This window comes from Ensifer sp. Root127 (assembly GCF_001425225.1).
GTDB classification, from domain to species: Bacteria; Pseudomonadota; Alphaproteobacteria; order Rhizobiales; family Rhizobiaceae; genus Ensifer; species Ensifer canadensis.
The window spans coordinates 132,106-148,167 of sequence record NZ_LMDX01000003.1 but is presented as its reverse complement, the minus strand read 5'-3'; the positions used below and the strand labels follow the sequence as shown (position 1 = coordinate 148,167).

16 protein-coding genes are annotated in these 16,062 nt (G+C 61.8%); 10 read left to right on the top strand and 6 right to left on the bottom strand.

Translation table 11 applies throughout. The features are described 5' to 3' along the window. Positions 1–380 (top strand): type II toxin-antitoxin system VapC family toxin (locus ASD03_RS08415; protein WP_063997065.1); only part of this gene is annotated, 380 nt, incomplete at its 5' end. Between the two features lie 73 nt (positions 381–453). Here ASD03_RS08415 and ASD03_RS08410 read toward each other — a convergent pair. Further along, complete coding sequence (locus tag ASD03_RS08410) at positions 454–918, bottom strand: Lrp/AsnC ligand binding domain-containing protein (protein WP_057212738.1); 465 nt, start codon at positions 916–918, stop codon at positions 454–456. Positions 919–1,077: 159 nt separating this feature from the next. Between ASD03_RS08410 and ASD03_RS08405 the strand changes: the two genes are divergently transcribed. After that, the gene (locus ASD03_RS08405; protein WP_057212736.1) at positions 1,078–2,091 is read left to right on the top strand and encodes a 1-aminocyclopropane-1-carboxylate deaminase; all 1,014 of its coding nucleotides are present in this window, start codon (positions 1,078–1,080) and stop codon (positions 2,089–2,091) included. A 90-nt stretch (positions 2,092–2,181) separates the two neighbouring features. Here the strand turns inward: ASD03_RS08405 and ASD03_RS08400 are convergent, their stop codons facing one another. Next, the gene (locus ASD03_RS08400) at positions 2,182–2,874 is read right to left on the bottom strand and encodes an aspartate/glutamate racemase family protein (protein WP_200951664.1); all 693 of its coding nucleotides are present in this window, start codon (positions 2,872–2,874) and stop codon (positions 2,182–2,184) included. An 86-nt stretch (positions 2,875–2,960) separates the two neighbouring features. After that, a complete protein-coding gene (locus ASD03_RS08395) occupies positions 2,961–3,668 on the bottom strand; it encodes a YetF domain-containing protein (protein ID WP_025429735.1) in 708 nt (235 codons plus the stop codon). 205 nt (positions 3,669–3,873) lie between these two features. Here ASD03_RS08395 and ASD03_RS08390 point away from each other — a divergent pair, with 205 nt between their 5' ends. The 5 genes from ASD03_RS08390 to ASD03_RS08375 all read left to right on the top strand — a co-directional run bounded on the left by ASD03_RS08390 (position 3,874) and on the right by ASD03_RS08375 (position 9,299). Then, positions 3,874–4,074 carry a CsbD family protein gene (locus tag ASD03_RS08390; RefSeq protein ID WP_025429734.1) on the top strand — a complete coding sequence of 67 codons (201 nt, stop codon included), beginning with the start codon at positions 3,874–3,876 and terminating at the stop codon, positions 4,072–4,074. Between the two features lie 155 nt (positions 4,075–4,229). Further along, positions 4,230–4,415 (top strand): hypothetical protein, encoded by a 186-nt coding sequence (locus ASD03_RS38735; protein WP_128090568.1) that lies wholly within the window; start codon positions 4,230–4,232, stop codon positions 4,413–4,415. Positions 4,416–4,457: 42 nt separating this feature from the next. Continuing rightward, entirely contained in the window at positions 4,458–5,528 is a 1,071-nt protein-coding gene (locus tag ASD03_RS08385) for a putative zinc-binding metallopeptidase (RefSeq protein WP_025429732.1), read from the top strand. A gap of 118 nt (positions 5,529–5,646) precedes the next feature. Then, positions 5,647–8,940 (top strand): PAS domain S-box protein, encoded by a 3,294-nt coding sequence (locus ASD03_RS08380; RefSeq protein WP_057212734.1) that lies wholly within the window; start codon positions 5,647–5,649, stop codon positions 8,938–8,940. After that, a complete protein-coding gene (locus ASD03_RS08375; RefSeq protein WP_057205942.1) occupies positions 8,937–9,299 on the top strand; it encodes a response regulator in 363 nt (120 codons plus the stop codon). Before ASD03_RS08380 ends, ASD03_RS08375 begins: the two co-directional genes overlap by 4 nt. A gap of 12 nt (positions 9,300–9,311) precedes the next feature. On the opposite strand, the gene ASD03_RS08370 is transcribed toward ASD03_RS08375, so the two are convergent. After that, entirely contained in the window at positions 9,312–10,328 is a 1,017-nt protein-coding gene (locus tag ASD03_RS08370) for a DNA topoisomerase IB (protein ID WP_057212732.1), read from the bottom strand. 29 nt (positions 10,329–10,357) lie between these two features. Next, a complete protein-coding gene (locus ASD03_RS37395; RefSeq protein ID WP_038577999.1) occupies positions 10,358–10,513 on the bottom strand; it encodes a DUF3309 family protein in 156 nt (51 codons plus the stop codon). Between the two features lie 242 nt (positions 10,514–10,755). On the opposite strand from ASD03_RS37395, the gene ASD03_RS08365 reads away from it, so the two are divergent. From ASD03_RS08365 to ASD03_RS08355, 3 genes are read left to right on the top strand one after another with little or no spacing between them, the layout of a single operon-like run. Next, the gene (locus tag ASD03_RS08365) at positions 10,756–11,580 is read left to right on the top strand and encodes an N-formylglutamate amidohydrolase (protein ID WP_025429728.1); all 825 of its coding nucleotides are present in this window, start codon (positions 10,756–10,758) and stop codon (positions 11,578–11,580) included. Next, positions 11,577–13,493 carry a flavohemoglobin expression-modulating QEGLA motif protein gene (locus ASD03_RS08360; protein WP_025429727.1) on the top strand — a complete coding sequence of 639 codons (1,917 nt, stop codon included), beginning with the start codon at positions 11,577–11,579 and terminating at the stop codon, positions 13,491–13,493. The genes ASD03_RS08365 and ASD03_RS08360 overlap by 4 nt, the downstream gene beginning before the upstream one ends. A gap of 8 nt (positions 13,494–13,501) precedes the next feature. After that, positions 13,502–14,548 carry a glutathione synthase gene (locus tag ASD03_RS08355; protein WP_025429726.1) on the top strand — a complete coding sequence of 349 codons (1,047 nt, stop codon included), beginning with the start codon at positions 13,502–13,504 and terminating at the stop codon, positions 14,546–14,548. A gap of 158 nt (positions 14,549–14,706) precedes the next feature. On the opposite strand, the gene ASD03_RS08350 is transcribed toward ASD03_RS08355, so the two are convergent. Further along, complete coding sequence (locus ASD03_RS08350; protein WP_057212730.1) at positions 14,707–16,023, bottom strand: hemolysin family protein; 1,317 nt, start codon at positions 16,021–16,023, stop codon at positions 14,707–14,709. Between the last annotated feature and the right edge of the window lie 39 nt (positions 16,024–16,062).

The window sequence follows — 16,062 nt, the reverse complement described above, 5'->3', positions numbered from 1 at the left end:
TCGACACATCAGCAATTGTTGCGATCGCGTTCAACGAACCGGACGCAGAAACCTACGAGCAAAAAGTAGTCGACGCTCCGCGGCGTTTCATTTCAGCTGCGACAATTCTTGAACTGTCCATCGTGATCGAGGCTCGCCTCGGCGAGGCGGGCGCTGCCGAGCTCGATCTATGGCCCTACAAAGCGGGTGTCGAAGTCGTCGCTGTCGACGCGGAACAGATTGCTATTGCAAGACGTGCCTGGCGCAACTTTGGCAAGGGCCGGCACCCGGCGAGCCTGAATTTTGGGGACTGTTTTTCCTATGCGCTGGCCAAGTCGCGCAACGAGCCATTGCTCTTCAATGGTGACGATTTCTCGCGCACAGACATAGAGGCAGCATGACAAACGACGAGCGGGGTCGTCGCACACAAACGGTGAGCGGAGCCCCTAGCCCGGGGTCGATCGCGCCGACCGTTCAAAAATCGAGGGCGGCGTTGTCGACCACTTCCTTCATCACGAAGAACGTCCTTGTCTGGCGGACGCCCGGCAGCGCGATCAGCTGCGTCCCGTGGATCCGATTGAAATCGGTCATGTCACCCACGCGAATTTTCAAGAAGTAGTCGAAGTCGCCGGCAACGAGATGACAGTCGAGGATGAACTTCAGCTTCTCGACCGCCTTTTCAAATTCGCGAAAACTCTCCGGCGTCGAGCGATCGAGCACCACGCCGACCATGACCAGCGCGCCGCGATCGACCTTCTGCGGCGCCACAAGCGCACGCACATTGCTGATGTAACCTTCCTCGAACAGCCTCTGCGTCCGTCGGTGGCATGTCGCAGCACTGACATCGACCATTTGCGCCAGCTCCGCATTGGTCAGCCGGCCGTTCTTCTGCAGCAGGCGCAGCATCTTGAGATCGATACGATCGAGTTCACCTTGCATGGAAGAATCTTCCTTATTCGTCGTGATATGCGGATGTAATCTGTGATCTTATGCAATTCGCCGGGGCAAATGCAAAATCTTTGCATGAGATTAGAGAGCACCTTCCACGTGATGGGTGGTAGCGTTTCCTGACTTTCAAAACAGAAGGAAGGGAACAACATGCTGGAAAAATTCGAACGTTACCCGCTCACCTTCGGGCCGACGCATATCGAGAAACTCGACCGGCTCTCGGGCCATCTGGGCGGTCAGGTCGAGATCTACGCCAAGAGAGACGACTGCAATTCCGGCCTCGCCTTCGGCGGCAACAAGCTGCGCAAGCTGGAATATATCATTCCGGATGCGCTCAGCTCCGGAGCCGATACGCTGGTGTCGATCGGAGGCGTTCAATCGAACCACACGCGCATGATCGCCGCCGTTGCCGCCAAGATCGGGTTCAAATGCCGGTTGGTGCAGGAGAGCTGGGTGCCGCACGAGGACGCCGTCTACGACCGCGTCGGCAACATCATGCTCAGCCGTATCATGGGCGCCGAGGTCCAGATGGTCGATGAAGGTTTCGACATCGGCATCCGCCAAAGCTGGGAGGCTGCGATCGAGGACGTGAAAGCGCGTGGCGGCAAGCCCTACGCCATCCCCGCCGGCGCCTCCGTGCACAAGTTCGGTGGGCTGGGCTATGTCGGCTTTGCCGAGGAGGTGCGTGCGCAGGAGGAAGAGCTTGGCTTCAAGTTCGACTACATCGTCGTCTGCACCGTCACCGGCTCGACCCATGCCGGCATGCTGGTGGGCTTTGCCAAGGACGGCCGCCAGCGGCAGGTCATCGGCATCGACGCCTCGTTCACCCCGGCGCAGACAAAAGCACAGGTTCTCGACATTGCTCGCGGGACCGCCGAGTTGGTCGAGCTCGGCACCGATCTCACCGAAGAGGACGTGGTGCTGCTCGAGGATTATGCCTATCCGGTCTACGGCGTGCCCTCCGACGAGACCAAGGCGGCGATCCGGCTTTGCGCCCGCCTCGAGGGCATGATCACCGACCCCGTCTATGAAGGCAAATCGATGCAGGGCATGATCGATCTCGTTCGCAAGGGCTATTTTCCCGAGGGATCAAAGGTTCTTTATGCCCACCTCGGCGGCGCCCCAGCGCTCAACGGCTACGGCTACACCTTCCGCAACGGCTGATATCTCCGCCGGCCGCCGGGTATCTCGACCCACCGCTTCGAGCGCTACGGCCGGGCAGGACTGTCCGGCCGTGGACAAGAGGACATCAATTCAGGCGAGAGCGCGATCGACCGCCGCAAGCGCATGGAGTTCGGTGGTGTCGAAAACCGGAACGGGGCTGTCGGCTTGGGAGATCAACAGCATGATCTCGGTGCAGCCCATGATGATCGCCTGGGCGCCGCGTTCCGCCAGTCGCTGAATGACCTGACGGTAGGCGTCGCGCGACGCGTCCTCGACACGGCCGACAACGAGCTCCTTGTAGATAATGTCGTGGACGGTTTTCCGGTCCTCTTCGCCGGGCACCAGAACGTCCAGCCCATGCCGTTCGATCAGCCGCCCCTTGTAGAAATCCTGCTCCATGGTGAAGGCCGTGCCGAGCAATCCGACGCGGCTGAGGCCGAGCGCCTTGATCTTCTCCGCCGTCGGGTCGGCAATATGCAAGAGCGGAATGGAGACGGCTGCGGATATGGCATCGGCCATCCGGTGCATGGTGTTGGTGCAGATCACCAGGAAATCCGCGCCGCCGGCTTCAAGGCGGCGGGCCGCATCGGTCATTTCGCCCGTCAGGGCCGACCAGTCGCCAATATGCTGCAACCGCTCGATCTCACCGAAATCCATCGACCACATCAGGCTCTTGGCCGAGTGCACGCCGCCCAGGCGCGCCCGGACTTCCTGATTGACGATACGATAGTATTGGGCAGAGCTTTCCCAACTCATGCCGCCGATAAGTCCCATGACCTTCAATGCACTTGTCCTTCCCGATTGCGAGCAAACCTCAAGCTCGGCGATCCTAATTTCTGCCACATCCGCCGCCGCACAAGCAACACACGCTAATGGATCTCGTGCCAGAGCTCCGCCCCGCAGCGTGGACAAGGCGGCACCATTTCGCCCGGAGAAAGCTTGAGGACTTCGGCGCACTGCACGCAGGCAAGACGGCGTTTCTCACGAACGGCGGATCCGGACCGGAACTGCGTCGGCTTGCTGACGTCCCAGGGCGGCTCGATCAACAGCCCCTGCCTGGTCGACGGCTCATCGAAGGTGAAAACCGACAGCAGCCCGTTGGTTTCGAAATAGGCGGCCCGCACCTGTCCGAGATGCCGCACCTGCTTCAGGCGGAGCTGCTCGAACAGCTCGTCGTGGCCAACGTTCAGCCGCTTCAGCGCCTTCCAGAGGATTGCGCCATCGCGCACCACCTCGACGCTGACGCCCTCGATCACGTCCTCGAGCTTTCGGTTGCGAGCAACGATGTAGCTCAACGACTTGTCCAGCAGCACGACCACGGTGATGACGACGATGCAATGGACGAGCGGAACGTCGGGATAGAACATCGCATCGCCAACCGCAGAGCCAAGCGCGATCACCAGCAGGAACTCCACCAGCGAGAGCTGGCCGATCGACCGGCTGCCGATCCATCGGATCAGGAACAGCGTGTAGGCGTAGATGATCAGCGTCCTCAGCGCGATCTCGAGCAGGAAAAGCGGCGGCTCGTCGCCGATCATCATCCTGCCGAGATCGAAAGCCACGAACGGCTCATTCATGGGAACACTCCTCCACAAGGCGCCGGGAGGCGCTGACGGTTGCTCGTTTTCTATCTGTAGCGCTGGATGAGAAAGGCGAGAGCGAAGTGCGGCCCGGGCGCGTGCGGCGTCATCGCCGTCCCGAACTTTTTGCCGCCATGAATGAACCAAAGCCGACACGAGGCGTTTGCCTATCAGCGCAACCACAACGTCAGGAGATTCGCAGATGGATTGGAATCGTGTTGAAGGCAACTGGAAGCAGTTCAAGGGCAAGGTCAAGGAACAGTGGGGCAAGCTCACCGACGACGACCTCGATCAGATCGCCGGCAAGCGGGATCAGCTCGAAGGCAAGATCCAGGAACGCTACGGCATCGAAAAGGACCGCGCTCGCCGCGATATCGACGAATGGTATGGACGTCAGCTCTGACCGTTCAACGATTTCAGAAACCCCGCTCCGGCGGGGTTTTTTTCTGAGAGCACGACGGAAATGGAACTTTGTCAGGCCAGCCGGGTTGTTGGCGTGGCCGCAACAGTGGCCGCATCATGACCCCAGGGAGAAATCCGACAACGATGGGAAGACCCGTGCAAGAGAACCGGCCCGTGGCTCAAAGAGACGTGGTATACGGCTGGAGCAAGATCTATGATCTGACCGAATTCATCCGCGCCTATGATCTGCCGCCGCTCGAAGCCCGGCCCTTGTTTGAGAAATATGGCCCGTCGCGGCAGGCCCTGGATGCCGCCATGAAAGCACGCAAAAGCTGTACATGAGAGCATCTTTCGAAGACCGGAGAACCCCTGCAAGGAGAAAGAATGCGGCTCTTCCAGTGTAGCGCCTGCGGTCAGACGATCCATTTTGAAAACCGCAGCTGCATGCGCTGTGGATCGACCCTCGGGTTCGATCCAGGCGATGTGGCGATGCACGCGCTGGTGCCACTCGACGACGGACTGTGGCAGGTCCACGGCGGCGGATCGCGGACCTTTCGCTTCTGCGACAATGCCGTCATCGATGTCTGCCATTGGCTGGTGCCGGCCGATCAGCCCGATCGCTACTGCGTCGCCTGTCGTCACAACACCATCGTGCCGACAATCGACGGCGTCGGCCTTGAGCGCTGGCGCAGAATAGGCCTGGCACAGCGTCATCTGTTCTATTCGTTGTTGCGCTGGCGGCTGCCGCATCCCACCCGCGAGCAGGATCCGCAGAACGGGCTGGCGTTCGAATTCCTCGCCGACACCGTCGATACCTACGGCAACACCGTACCTGCCCGAACGGGCCACAAGAATGGAATGATCAGTCTGCGCGCCTCCGAGGCGGAGGACGTCGTTCGCGAAAGCGTGCGAGTATCGATGAACGAGCCTTACCGCTCGCTGCTCGGGCACTTTCGCCACGAGATCGGTCACTTCTACTGGCAGAAACTCGTCGCTGACGAGGCGACAAGGATCGAGGCGCGCGCACTGTTCGGCGATGAGACACAGGACTATGCGGCAGCACTGCAACGCCACTACTATCAAGGCCCTCCCGACGACTGGCAGGAACGGTTCATCAGCCCCTATGCGAGTGCCCATCCGTCAGAGGATTTCGCCGAGTGCTGGGCCCATCTCTTCCACATCGTCGACGCCTTGGAGACCGGGCGCGCCTTCGGCATGGTCCTCGATCCGATCGGGCATGATACGCTCGAGGCCGAAATCCCCTTCGATCCCTATCGGGAGCCGAGCGCAGGCGTGCTTGTCGAGGCGTGGGTGCCGCTCAGCGTTGCGCTCAACGCCATCCAGCGGTCGATGGGCCAGCCCGACAGCTATCCCTTCGTTCTGTCGCAGCCGGTTATCCAGAAGCTGGATTTCATCAACCGGCTGATCCTCGGCGCCGCCACTTCGAGCCGGTAAAGGCCTCCGGATTTGACGCTGGGGCGTGATCACCGAGCCGCGTTGGACAGGATGCAAGCGGAACAAAATCGCATCGCGCCGCGTTGCCCTGCGTTAGCAAGCGCTTGCGGAGGGAATTATGAGCGGCGCAGAAGCATTGGCGGCAGCGCTGGCGGGAGCAGCGGGATCGCAGACGATCGAATCGAGAGCTGTCCTCGACAGCCTTCCGATCGCGATCTACACCACGGATGCGGCCGGGGTCGTCACCTATTTCAATCGCGCTGCGGCGGAGTTGGCGGGACGCGAACCACGCCTCAATGCGGACCGCTGGTGCGTCTGTTGGCGCCTGCATCGACCTGACGGCACGGTGCTGCCGACCGATCAATGCCCGATGGCCGAGGCGCTCCTCAGCAAGCGCGCCGTTCGTGGCGAGGAATTGACCGTCGCGCGTCCCGATGGGACAATGGTGGCGGTGCTTCCTTACCCGACACCGATCTTCGATGCCGAAGGCGAGATGATCGGCGCCGTCAATGTCCTCATCGACATCGGCAAGCACAAGGCGGCGGAAGAGGAACTGCGCGCCAAGACCGACCGCATTCAGGCGCTCGATCGCATCTCCAGGCTTTTAGCCAGCGACCTCGATATCGAGCATATCGTCCAGACCGTGACCGACAGCGCCACGGAACTCAGCGGCGCGAAATTCGGTGCGTTCTTCTACAATGTCGTCGACGAGACCGGTGAGCATTTTCAACTCTTCACCCTGTCCGGCGCACCGCGGGAAGCGTTCGAAAAATTCGGCCCGCCGCGCAAGACGGCAGTGTTCGCGCCGACCTTCAACGGCGAAAGGGTCGTGCGCAGCGACGATATCCGCAAAGACCCGCGCTACGGGTTGAGCGAGCCGCATCTCGGCATGCCGCCGGGGCATCTGCCCGTTGTCAGCTACCTCGCCGTTCCGGTGATCGCCCGCTCCGGGGCCGTGCTCGGGGGATTGTTCTTCGGCCATGACGCACCGGGTGTCTTCACCCGCGGCTCCGAGGACATCGTCGTTGCCATCGCCGCCCAAGCGGCCATCGCCATCGACAACGCTCGACTGCTTGCCGACAGCCAAAAACAAAGCGAAAGCCGCCGGATTGCCGAGCTTTCCGCCCGCCATCTCGCATCGATCGTCGAATCCTCTGATGATGCCATTGTCAGCAAGGACCTGAACGGCGTCGTCACCAGCTGGAACAGGGGCGCCGAGGCACTGTTCGGATACAGCGTGCAGGAGATGGTGGGAACCCCGATCATGCGCCTCATTCCGAAGGGCCATGAAGACGAGGAAATGCAGATCCTAGACCGGATCCGCAAAGGCGAACGCGTCGATCACTATGAGACGAGACGGCAACGCAAGGATGGCACCCTCATCGACATATCGCTGACGATATCGCCGATCCTCGATAACGAGGGGCGTGTCGTCGGCGCTTCGAAGATTGCCCGCGATATCAGCGAACGCAAGGCAGCCGAGCTGGTGCTTTCCGAGCGCCTGCGCGAGCAGGCCTCGCTCTATCAGTTTACCGAGCGAGTGCACCGTGCGCGGTCGATCGCTGCCGTCTATGAGGCTGCGCTCGACGCCATTCAATCGGCGCTGCGCTGCAGCCGGGCATCGATCCTGCTCATCGACGAGACCGGCACCATGCGTTTTGTCGCCTCCCGCGGACTTTCGGAACGCTATCGCCTCGCCGTCGACGGCCACACGCCATGGAGCGCGGAGGCGCAGGATCCCAACCCGATCTTCATCGAAGATATTGGCCTGGCCGACATCTCGGATGAGTTGCGCGCAGCCGTTCGAACCGAAGGCATCGGCGCTCTCGGCTTCATTCCGCTGGTCTCGGCAGGCCGACTGATCGGCAAGTTCATGACCTACTACGACACGACGCATCACTTCGCCGGTTCCGAGGTCGACCTCGCTCAGACCATCGCGCGCCAGCTGAGCTTCAGCGTGCAGCGCATCCGGACCGAAGAGGCGAGACGGCGGGCCGAAGATCTGCTGCGGCACAACGAGGCAAAGGAACGCGCCAGGGCGACGGAGGTGCTCGCGCTCATGGAAGCGGTCCCGGCGCCGATCTGGATTGCCAGGACCCCGGATTGTCGGGTCATCAGCGGCAACAGAAGCTCGTTCGAGCTGCTGCGGCTGCCGCCTGAGAGCAATCCCTCCCTCTCGGCACCGCACGGCGAACGGCCCGCGCACTTCAAGGTCTATTCGCAAGACAGGTTGCTTTCGCCGGACGAATTGCCGGTCCAGCGGGCGGCGCGCGGCGAGGAGGTGCGCAGCTTCGAACAGGAGATCCGCTTTGACGACGGCACGTCCCGGCATCTGCTCGGCAATGCCACGCCGCTGATCGACGCCTGGGGCATACCGCAAGGCGCAGTTGCCGCTTTCGTCGATATCACCGAGCGCAAGGAGACCGAACAGGCGATGCGCGATGGCGAGCGGCGGCTGCAGATGGCGCTCGAAGCCGGCCGGATGGGGGCTTGGGAATGGAACTTCGACACCGGCAAGGTGATCTGGTCGCCGGGCCTCGAAGCACTTCACGGGCTGGAGCCGGGCAGTTTCGGCGGCACGCTCGACGACTTCAAGGCGGACATCCACCCTGATGATCTCGCCATGGTCGAGCTTGAGATCCAATCCGCCATCGAAAGGCGCGAGGACTACCACACATCCTATCGCATCCGCCGCCCCGATGGATCCATTCGCTGGCTGGAGGCGTTCGGCCGTTTTCTGCAAGGCGCAGGACCCTCCTCGCTGCGCCTCGCCGGCGTCTGCATGGACATTACCGAACGCAAGGACGCCGAGGCGCAGCGCAATCTGCTGGTTGCCGAACTCAGCCACCGTGTCAAGAACACGCTCGCGACCGTCACCTCGATCGCCCGCCAGTCCTTCGCCATGACCCCCGACCGCAAGGAGGCCGAGCAGTCGTTTCATGCGCGCATCCGGGCTCTCGCCCAGACGCATACCCGGCTCGCGGAAGCAACCTGGGCCGGCGTTTCGCTGGAAACGATCCTTTGCGATGAGCTTGCGCCCTACAAGAACGAAAACGCCGGCAACGTCTCCTTCGGCGGACCGGCGATCATGCTCTCGCCACGGCACGCTCTGGCCCTTGGCATGGCGGCCCATGAGCTCGCAACCAACGCCGCCAAGCATGGCGCGCTTTCGGTGGAAAGCGGGCATGTCGACGTCAGCTGGAGCCTGGATCGGGCCAACAAGGCGCTTCACATCGACTGGTGTGAAACCGGTGGTCCCGTAGTCGCCCCGCCTTCCAGAAACGGTTTTGGCCGGCTGCTGCTGGAACGCGTCGTCGGCTCCGACCTCGGCGCCGACGTCGAACTGGATTTTGCAAAGAGCGGTTTGAGGTACACGATCCACATGCCCTACGCCGCAGGTGCTGAACGATGAATGGCGGACAACGGAGCGTCTTTGTTGTCGAGGACGAGTATCTGCTGGCGATACAGATCCAGGACGACCTGCAGGCCGCGGGTTTCGATGTTATCGGCCCCTTCACCAGCCTGCGCAGCTCGATCGCCGCGGCAAAGCGGGAGACACCGCAGGCAGCGACGCTCGATGTCAATCTCAACGGTGAGTTCGTCTATCCCGTGGCAGACGAGCTGCTGGCCCGCGGCGTTCCGGTGCTGTTGCTGACCGGCTACGCCGCCTCCGACCTTCCCGAGCAGTATCGCAACCTTCCCCGCCTTTCCAAGCCGTTCAACAGCCGGGACCTCATCCGCACAGTTGAGGGCCTGCTGGCCGGCAAATGATGCCGACCCAACTCAGGTCGCACGCCTCTTCGCGCGCGCGGCGTATTGGAGGAACCGCAGCAGGCGATCCTCCTCGGCACGCAACAGGCTGCTTTGCCTTGGCAGCGCCTCAAGCCGCCGCAGGTTAATTTTGCTCTCGCTGTCGGCAAGGGCGATGATATCTGGGTGAACATAGCTCTTGCGGCAGACAGCCGGGGTGTTGTGCAACACGTCGGCTGCTGCCTCGCACATCCGCTTGACCGAGGGGCGCCGCCCCTCCGCCAGCGTCAGCCGCGCCTCGGCAAAAGCGGCGACGCTTCCCGCCCAGGTGCGAAATGTCTTGGCCGAGATCGGTGCACCGGAGATGTCGGCGAGATAGCGATTGAGCCTACCGGAATCGATCGGATGCAGATCACCGTTCGCGTCCCTGCTGACGAAAAGCTGGCGTCCGGGCAGGTCGGCAATATCTTCGAGCAACCGTTGCAGCCGCGGACTACGCAGCCGGCGAATGACACGCTTGCCGCCCTTGCCCATGAAGCGAAGCTCGATGCCCTCATCGCGCAGCTTGAGATGCCGTTTCAAAAGCGTCGTTGCGCCATAGGTGCCGTTTTCCTCGACATAGGCGGCGTTGCCGACGCGCAGGCTCGCCTGATCGAGCAGTGTCGAAATGGCGGCGAGCACGGTGCGAGCATCGTCAAGCGGCCCATCCATATGGCGGCGAAGGGTCCGGCGAATTTTCGGCAGGGCCGTGGCGAAGTCGATCAACTGATCGAACTTGGCGTGATTGCGCATTTCCTGCCAGGCATCATGGTAGCGGTACTGCTTTCGCCCGCGCGCATCGAAGCCGGTCGCCTGCAGGTGCCCGTTCTGCTTGGGACAGATCCAGACACGCTCATAGGCGGGTGGCAGGCCGAGCGCTGCAATACGCGCTCGGGTGTCCGGATCCTTGAGGGTCGAGCCGTCCGGAAGGCGATAGCTGAAGCGCTTTCCCTTCCGGTAGCGCCTTATGCCCGGATCGGCGTCGGTGACGTAGATGAGGTCGGGTTCCATCGACACGGATAACAAGGTTTACGCCACCGTCAGATCCGTCCCATGAGCAGGAGGACCAAGAGAACGACGAGCAGAACGCCCAATATGCCCGATGGGCCATAGCCCCAATTGGTCGAATGCGGCCAACTCGGAAACGCACCGATCAGCAGCAGAATCAATACGATAAGCAGAATGGTTCCAAGCATGGCTCCACCTTCCCTAGTGCGTTGTAACGTGTTGGGAAAATGCGGCGGAGGCGCATTGGTTCCGTCGCCCGTGCAGCAGCCAAGACGCAACGAGCCGCGACCGTCCCAGTGTGACCGCCATCGGCATGCTCCCTGCATCTCTCGTCCCGATGCGAATTGCGCAGCGTTTGGAACCGAACCGTTCTCTCGCGAATTGTAGCCAGACCACAGGTCCATCGACGAGGGAGGAACGGGACCCGAATATGCTTGATCGAACAGGTGATAAACGACAGGACTTCGATGAAGACAGCTGGTGGACCGTGCATCGCGGTGACAGTCCCGTCGTCGCTACGGCGATACACGACGGGCACGGCCTGCGCGCCGATCTGCGGTCGCTGATAGCCCTTGCCGATGAAGCACGGCTGCGGGAGGAGGATCCCTACACGGCCTATATCATTCAGGATCTGGTGAACCGGGTGATCGTGCATCGCTCGCGCTTCGAGGTTGATCTCAACCGTGCCCGCGACGGTGCGGTTTATGTCGACCCCTTACAGGCCTGGGGGCTTACGGTCTGGCGAGACGCGCTTCCTCATGAACTTCACGAGGGCTCACTCGTCTTGCATGACGAATATTATCGCATGCTGCGATCGATGCTGCTGTCGATCGAGCGGCGGCATGGCAGCTTCGTCGTTCTGGATGTGCACAGCTACAATCATCGGCGCGGTGGGTCGACCGCCACACCCTCTGATCCCGAAGGTGCGCCCGAGATCAACATCGGCACCCATTCGATGAACCGCGACCGTTGGGCCGATGTGCTCGCGACACTGCTCGAAACCTTTCGCCGCTTCGAATTTCAGGGCAGGCGTTTCGACGTTCGCGAGAATGTCGCGTTTCAGGGGCGCGGCGAACAAACGCGTTTCATCCATGAGTACTTTCCGCAGACGGGCTGCGCGATCGCCATCGAGTTCAAGAAATTCTTCATGGACGAATGGACCGGCGAGCCGGATTTCGAGGTGCTGGAGGCATTGCGCGCGCTAGTGGCATCAACCGTGCCTGATCTCGTCAAGACGCTGGATGCGCGCCGATGAAGAGCGCAGCGACGCCAAGGGATCACAGCGCCCGGGATCATCAGGAAGCCGGGCACCGGGCACCAGATGATGTGTGGCTCGGCGAGGTGATCGCCTGCCTTGAGGCCGGCAAGGCGGTGCGGCGCGAATTTGCCGAGGGCGGGCGCCTGCACATCGACCGACCGCTGCCCTTTCTCTGCGTCTTTATCGCCGAGGCAAAGCAAGCCGTCGTGGCACGCGAGATCACCCAGTCCAACGCCTCCTACCTGATGGCACCCGACGCCGCGGCGGCTGCCGCTGTCATCGAGGCAGTCGGAAGCGCGCTTCGACAGCGTCTCGGCGCTTTCTTCGTGCTCGAATATGGCGAACTCGAACGGGACGAGGCGCCCGCCAAGGACGCGCCCTATCTGCCGCTTTTCACGATCGAAGTCACCGCTGGCGAGGACCCGGCTGCTGAGGCAGCCGCGAATGCCTTCCTCGGCTCCGTCAGCACGATCGAGGGCAAGTTTCGCACCGCCCACATGAACCTGCTGTCGCCACCGCCGCAAGACGCCAACGGCAAAACGCTGACGGCGTTCCCCCACATCAGCGTGCGATTTGCGCCGATCTATCGCGAACCGGGCACGCGACGGATCTACCCGGAACTGCGAGAACGCCTGATTGCCAACATTTTCGATGCCGGTCTCAAGGCGCTGGCGGCAGCGACCCAATGCGCGACGGACACGCGCGTTTCGACGCATCGGGCCTTCGGGCGGAAAACCTTCGTCGAGACCGTGACCCGCACCGACCGCGCCATAGACGAGATTGCCTCAAGTTTCGATTTCCTCCTGGCGGTAACGCCGATCAACGCCGATGCGGCCTGGGCGGAGTTTGTTTCGAGCCGATACGAAGTCGGTCCGCGGCTGCTCTATCGGCCGCTGACACTTGAAGTCGAGGCCGCAAAGAAGAAGCTTTTTTCGATCAGCTTCGAGCATCTCGAGGACCCGTTGCTCTACGCGCTCTATCGCCAGAAACAACAGGAGCTCGACCTGCAGCTTTCGATGATCTCGGCCCGCGAGAGCCGCACATTCGTCGAATTCGGCCGGGCGCTCTATGGTCCGGTGGAGGCTAAACTCCTCGACGTCGCCACCGATATCCTGGTGCAGACACAAAAGCGGACCGGCAAGCCCGGACAAAAACCGGCGGTTGACAATGTGGATTGCGACTACGTTCGCAACCGGGCGCAAACGATGGTTTCGGCCTATAAGCGGCAATATGCCGATTTCACGGCCTCAGTGGAGCTGCGCGACGACATTCCCGCCGGATTGCTGGTGTCGAGGAGCCAGCTGTTGATTTCGCGCAGCACTGTCATGAGCCGGCGCCGCGTCGAGGCCCTGCTCAATCACGAAATCGGCGTGCACCTGCTGACCTACTTCAATGGCTCGGCGCAGGGGCTGCGGCTCTTCCGCTCAGGCCTCGCAGGCTATGAGGGCATGCAGGAAGGGCTTGCCGTGTTTGCCGAATATTTGAGCGGCGGCATGACGCTGGCGCGCCTGCGTCTCATCGCGGCCCGTGTGGTTGCGTGCGCGGCGATGTTGAACGGTGCGCTTTTCCCGGAGACCTATCGGCTGCTCGTCGATCAGCACCGGTTTCAGCCTTCAGACGCCTTCAACATCGTCCTGCGGATCTATCGCGGAGGCGGGTTGGCGAAGGACGCGATCTATCTGCGCGGGCTTCTTCAGCTGCTTGCCCATCTGGCCGCAGGCGGCAGTCTTGAACCCTTCTGGATGGGCAAGATCGCCGCCTCACATTTTGCCGCCATGCAAGAGTTGAGCTTGCGCGGCTTGCTGGGTGCGCCGGCGGTGCGCCCTATCTTTCTGGATGACGCCCATGCACGTGCCCGGCTGGACCGGGCGCGTGGGGGAATAACCCCGCTCGACATGGTCGCAGAGTAGGAGATCCGATGCGCATAGCCTTCTTCGTCAACTCGATAGACTCCGAGACAGCGTCCTACACGACGACGGCGCTGGCGCTTGCCGCCCTCTCCCGAGGCCACGAGATCTGTTATGTCACCCCGGCGGATTTCATCCTGCGGCCCGACGACAAGCTGATGATCCGGGCGCGCAGCCTCAATGGGACGAAGCCGAAAAAGCCGGAAACGTTCATTTCGGCTTTGAAAGCCGACGATGCGAAGATGAGCGTCGTCGACATCAGCGAGATCGATGTGCTGTTTCTGCGCAACGACCCGTCCGAAGATGCGGAAGGCCGGCCGTGGGCCGCCAATGTCGGCGCCAACTTCGGGCGCCTCGCCTCGGAGCGCGGCGCGATCGTCGTCAACGATCCCTCCGGTCTGTCGCTTGCGCAGAACAAGCTTTACTTTCAGGATTTCCCCCGGGCCGTGCGCCCGACGACGCTGATCTCGAAGAACATCGAAGAGATCCGCGCGTTCATCGACGATCATCGCGACGGCGTCATCCTCAAGCCCTTGCAGGGCTCAGGCGGCAGGAATGTCTTCAAGATAAAGTCGAGCGAGGAAGCCAACCTCAACCAGATCTTCGAGGCCGTCAGCGAGATCGGCTATCTCATTGCCCAGAGCTACCTGCCAGAAGCCACGGCAGGCGACATCCGGCTTTTCCTGATGAACGGCCGCCCGCTCGTTCGCGACGACGTCTATGCCGCTTTTCGACGGGTTCCGGCCAAGGGCGAGGTGCGGTCCAACATCCACGCGAGCGGCACCGCCCAGGCGGCAACCATTACCCCGGCCATACTGGCGATTGCTGAAAAGCTACGGCCCAAACTGATCGACGATGGCATGTTCCTGGTGGGCCTGGATATCGTCGGCGACAAGATCCTGGAGATCAATGTCTTCACACCCGGTGGTCTGCAATCCATTCGGGCCCTGCATGCGATCGATTTCGCCGAAGAGATCGTGATTGCCCTGGAAAACAAGGTAGCCATTCGCGAGGCCTATGGCGGCGCCCTGTCCAACCGCGCGTTGGCGACGCTCTGACATGGGCCTTCACATCGCCTGGCCGACCAGGAGACGAGTTCCGCGGCAGCGGGGCCTACAGCGCCGCGCGTCTTATTAGACGCGCCAAGGTCGCTGTAGCACTTTGAATTGCTGCATGTTTCCTTAAATCGAAGGATTTAGGGAAACATGCAGAGGTATCACTCCCGGCGCGACGCCAAGAGCTTGTCGATGCGCATGCCGTCCATGTCGATGATTTCGAAGCGCCAATCCTGGAAGTCGAAGGTTTCGCCGACATGCGGAAGATGGCCGAGGATCTGCAGTGCAAAGCCGGCAATGGTGTGAAAATCGCCCTCCGGCCGGTCATGAATGCCGAGCCGCTCGAAAGCGTCGTGCGCCGACATCAGTCCTTCGATCAACAGCGAACCATCAGCGCGGGTGACGATGTCAGGATCGCTCGCCTCCGTATCTGGCAGGTCGCCTGCAATCGCCTCCAACAGGTCGGTCTGGGTGATGATGCCTTCAAGGCTGCCATATTCGTCGACGATGATCGCCAGGCGGACGGGCGCGGTCTTGAAGGTTTCGAGGACACGGAAGACGCGCGCCGATTCGTGCAGCACCAGCGGCTCTCGCATCGCCTTCATCGGATCGAGCGTCTGGCCGTCGAGCAATTGATCGAGCAGATCCTTCTTCAGCACCATGCCCAAGGGATAGTCGATGCCGCCTCGGCCGATGAGCAACTGCTCATGGTGACAATCCCTGATGGTGCGCAAGATTTCCTCCCGCGTGTCGTCTGCATCGATCCAGTCGATTTCCATACGCGGGGTCATGAAATCGGAAATCCGCCGGTCGCCGATGTTGAAGATCCGTTCGACCAGTTCCTGCTGGGCAACATCGAGGAGACCGGCCTCCTGGCTTTGGGCGACAAGCAGCTTCAGTTCGGTGGGCGAATGCATCGACGCCTCGCCGGTGCCGGGCCGCAGACCGACCAGTCGAAGCACGAGATTGCCGAGGCCGTTGAGAGCCAGAATCGCCGGACGCAACAGAAACAGGAAAAATCCGAGCGGACGCACGACCGCAAGGGCCGTTCCCTCGCTGCGCTGCAGCGCCAGGCTCTTCGGCGCCAGTTCTCCGAGCACGATATGAAGCGCGGTGATGATGATGAACGAAATCGCGACCGCGATCGCATGCGAACCGAACGAGGCCCATGCCATCGGCAGGCCGCTCAGCAGCGGCTGGATCAGATGCGCCAGAGCGGGCTCGCCCACCCAGCCGAGCGCCAGCGACGATATGGTAATGCCGAGCTGAGTGGCGGCCAGGTTGGCGTCGAGATTGTCGACGGCATGCTGGAGCGCACTGGCGTTCATTCGCCCCTGTGCCACCAATTCGGTCACGCGGCTGCGGCGGACGGAAACCAGCGAGAATTCGGCCGCAACAAAAAAGCCGTTGGCGGCAACGAGCAGAAATACGGCCAGTATCCCGAGATAGTCGAACATACTGCCATCCGAGCCGGACATGGTCTCCCTTCGGGCGCGTCGCGCCTCGCATTGTTGAAA